The sequence below is a fragment of the Vibrio sp. 10N.222.48.A3 genome (genome assembly GCF_041475345.1).
GTDB classification, from domain to species: Bacteria; Pseudomonadota; Gammaproteobacteria; order Enterobacterales; family Vibrionaceae; genus Vibrio; species Vibrio tasmaniensis_A.
On the sequence record NZ_JBFRVX010000149.1, the window covers coordinates 1 to 3,782 of the forward strand.

Below are 3,782 nucleotides of genomic sequence, written 5' to 3' on the forward strand. Positions count from 1 at the left end.
GCCAGACGCTTATGATGACCGTTATAAGAAGTGGAACTTAGCCGATCTTCCTATCGTGCCGGAGCAATGGCAGCTGAGACCGCGCAAGACTTCCAGCAAACAGCTTACTGTGATCCGAAAGCTATTGAAGGACGCGACCCAAATTGTCCATGCGGGTGACCCGGATAGAGAAGGGCAGCTGCTGGTTGATGAAGTGATTGATTATTGCAAGGTGTCTAAGACTAAGAAAGAGTCGATGGACAGGTTACTTATTAGTGACTTGAACTTGCCAGCGGTAAAGCGTGCGCTCTCTCAAATGCGCAGTAACCGCGATTTTATTCCACTTTCTATTTCTGCATTGGCGCGCTCTAGAGCCGATTGGCTGTATGGCATGAACATGACTCGCGCGTATACCTTGTTAGGTCAAAAGGCGGGTTACCAAGGCGTGTTGTCGGTAGGGCGAGTGCAAACGCCTGTACTTGGTTTGGTCGTAAGGCGTGATGAAGAGATCGAAAACTTCATTCCGAAAGATTATTTTACTCTGCATGCGCTGATCCCTTATCAAAACAACGGCCAGAGCTTTGATATTCGAGCACGTTGGAAACCAAGCGAAGCATGTAAACCTTGGCAAGATGAAGAAGGCCGCGTACTCAATCGAAAGCTGGTTGAGAATGTCGCTAACCGAATTGCTAATCAGCCTGCAACGGTGACGGAATCAGAGCAAAAGCAAAGCAAACAAGCGGCACCACTCCCTTATTCGCTGTCAGCTCTGCAGATTGATGCGTCTAAGCGTTTTGGTATGAGCGCTCAACAGGTACTCGACACTTGTCAGTCATTGTATGAGAAACACAAACTCATCACTTACCCACGTTCTGATAGCCGCTATCTACCTAAAGATCATTATTCGCAACGAGAGTCGGTAGTCGATGCTATCGCCAATAATGCGAAAGAGCTGCAAAGTGGTGCGCAAGGCGCGGATCTTTCTCTTAAATCCAAAGCATGGAACGACAGTAAGGTCGATGCTCACCACGCGATAATCCCAACGCCGAAGAAATCAGCGGTGAATGGCCTATCTGCTAATGAGATGAAAATCTATCAGCAAATTGCCCGCCAATATCTGATGCAGTTCTACCCACCGGCTGTTTTTGCGGATGCTAAGTTGGTTTTTGATATCGCTGGTGGTGTGTTCATCGCGAAAGGGCGTCAGCTTATCAACCCAGGCTGGAAAGTGTTGATGGGCAAAACGGACACCGAAGATAAAGGTGATGGTACTGACACTGTTCCACCGCTAGATAAAGGGACTGTGCTCACCTGTCGTGAAGGCGTGATTGGCGATAAGAAAACCGAGCCACCAAAACACTTTACCGAAGCGACCTTGTTACAAGCGATGACCGGTATTGCACGCTTTGTGGCAAATAAAGACCTCAAAGCTATCTTGAAAGAGACTGATGGCCTCGGCACAGAAGCAACCCGTGCGGGGATTCTCGATACTCTGTTCAAGAGACAACTGTTAACGCGACAGGGTAAAAGCATTCACAGTAGCCCGGCGGGAAGAGGATTGATTAATGCCTTACCTGAGGACTCGACCTTTCCCGATATGACCGCTCACTGGGAGCATCAGTTACAAGGTATGGCTGAACGAAACCAAGCGTATCAGCCCTTCATGCAAGAATTAGAAAGCAAGATCGACGGCTTGATGGGCAAGGTAAAAACGGGTGAAGTCCCTGAATCTTTGCGTCATCTTCCTAAAGTCGAAAGACCGGCTTTTAAACGTCGTAAAGGCGGTGGTGCGAAGAAAACTTATGCCAAGAAAGGGACGTATGCTAAGAAAGGCACTAAAAGCTAGGTACTAAAAGTTAGGTACTGAGAACAAACCGCTGTTTATTGGCGATACTGGAATTAACGTCCGACCTTGCGTCCGCAGCGCTTAAACAGCTGTTGCCAATAGTCGACATGGCGGCGAGTGGATGATCGAAAGGCGTTATGCGCATCTTTGATGGGAAAGTAATAACTGTGTAGGTCAGGTTGCGCGTCAAACATACCAAGTTGCGGGGCTAACTGCTGATAGTAGCCATCTAATTGCGCTATGTACGGCTGAACTTTGCCTATATATTGCTGCTCGAACACATTGTTGAGATAACGAAACTTGGTCGTGTCTCGTTGTTTACCACAGATGATATTGTGATTAAAAGTTGTCAGCTGTTTGGTGATGGTATCAAGTTCGGCCGAAGCTCGCGTGAGCGAGTAGTATAAATCACCGAGCGTAGAGCTCTTTTCTAATACTTCTTGAACCTCAGTAGTCTTTCCCGAAACGAGCGGAACGTTTAACGCTTGATTGATATATTCTAAGGCATCACTGGTTTGTCGTACCTGATCGCCGATATCAGCGTGTAACCACTGACTACCACGCATCTGAGACTGCATTGCATCGCTGGCATAGATGAGATTCCATTGGTGCAGTGGAAATTGTGCGAGCTTCTGCTGCTCGATTTCTTTGAGTAATTCTACGATCTCTGGATCTAATTCGTTATTAGATAAACATTGACCAACACCTTCCAGTAGAGCGACTTGATAATCGTAATTTCGGAACTCGTCGGCGACTTTTCCAAGTACGGAGTTTCTTTCTGCAATCAGGTTGAATAATCCGCATTGTCGAAGTTGATAGCTGTCGATAAGCCCGATAGAGAGCGAAGGAACTTCAATAAACAGTTCTCGCTTTCTCGGTAAGCTGTCGAGCTCCCAGTCTTCCTGTATCTCGTCAGCATCTTGCACGTTGGCGATTTTGGCCTGATAGTCGTCGAAATAGTTCTGTGGGCTGTCATCGAAACATCCAGTGAGCACCATTGTTAGACACAACAGTGTTGAACGTACGAGTAAGCTTGAGATCACGCGGCGAACCATGTGACGGCTACCAGTCTATTTCGCTACCATCGAAATTGAAGAAGTGACCACTCACTTCAGTATTCGATGACTCTATTACAGTCACAAGGCCTTGAGCCGAAGTCTCTGTATCAATAAGAGCATTAGGGCCGCCCATTTCCGTCTGTACCCAACCAGGATGTAACGCTAACACTGTAAAGCCATTATCGGTCAAGTCGTTGCTTAAACTCTTCACAACTGAGTTAAGAGCCGCTTTAGATGAACGATAGATGTAGCCTCCGCCTGATGTGTTTTCAGACATGCTACCCACTCTAGATGAAAGACAGGCGATCTTTTTGACGTCACTACTTTCGATAAGAGGTAATAGAGTCTCGACAAGCTTCAATGGAGCAATGGTGTTGACTTCGAATACACGGCGCCACTCTTCGACATCGGTATTACCCAGACCATAACCTTTAGGGCCATAGTAGCCAGCGTTGTTGATCAAAATATCAATCGACTCTATTTGCGAATTGAGGTGGCTCACCGCTTGGTAATCGGTGATCTCTAATTGAATGCAGGTCAGGTTGCTATTGTGGTCTGCGAGAGAGAGCAGTTCTTTTGCTGAATTGGCGTCACGGTAAGTTGCGTACACCTTGTGATTACCTTTCAAGTATTGTTGAGTCAGACTTAAGCCAATGCCGCGGTTCGCTCCAGTAATAAAAATAACGCTCATGGTGATTCCTTTTCAGTTCAATTAGTTAAGTTTGATGGCTTAACACGAGAAAATCAACGCTCCACCAACTGGCTATTAGCATTCCTACAAAAATCATTACTGCTGCCATCGAGCCGCAGATCACACCACAGATGAGTATTACGTTTTTCATTGTTGTCTCTGGAACTAATTAAAGGTAATGATAATTATTATTATTAATTAGGGTTGT

Annotated in this window: 3 protein-coding genes; 1 reads left to right on the forward strand and 2 read right to left on the reverse strand. The window is 46.3% G+C overall.

Features of this window, described 5'->3' with window-relative positions; all coding sequences use genetic code 11:
• A partial coding sequence (locus AB4653_RS05605) for a DNA topoisomerase III (protein WP_372103530.1) occupies positions 1-1,825 on the forward strand: 1,825 nt, incomplete at its 5' end.
• A gap of 53 nt (positions 1,826-1,878) precedes the next feature.
• On the opposite strand, the gene AB4653_RS05610 is transcribed toward AB4653_RS05605, so the two are convergent.
• Both AB4653_RS05610 and AB4653_RS05615 read right to left on the reverse strand, forming a co-directional pair.
• A complete protein-coding gene (locus AB4653_RS05610) occupies positions 1,879-2,880 on the reverse strand; it encodes a DUF3080 domain-containing protein (RefSeq protein WP_009848705.1) in 1,002 nt (333 codons plus the stop codon).
• Positions 2,881-2,887: 7 nt separating this feature from the next.
• Positions 2,888-3,574, reverse strand: coding sequence for an SDR family oxidoreductase (locus AB4653_RS05615; RefSeq protein WP_102257909.1), 687 nt, complete (start codon positions 3,572-3,574; stop codon positions 2,888-2,890).
• Positions 3,575-3,782: the final 208 nt, after the last annotated feature.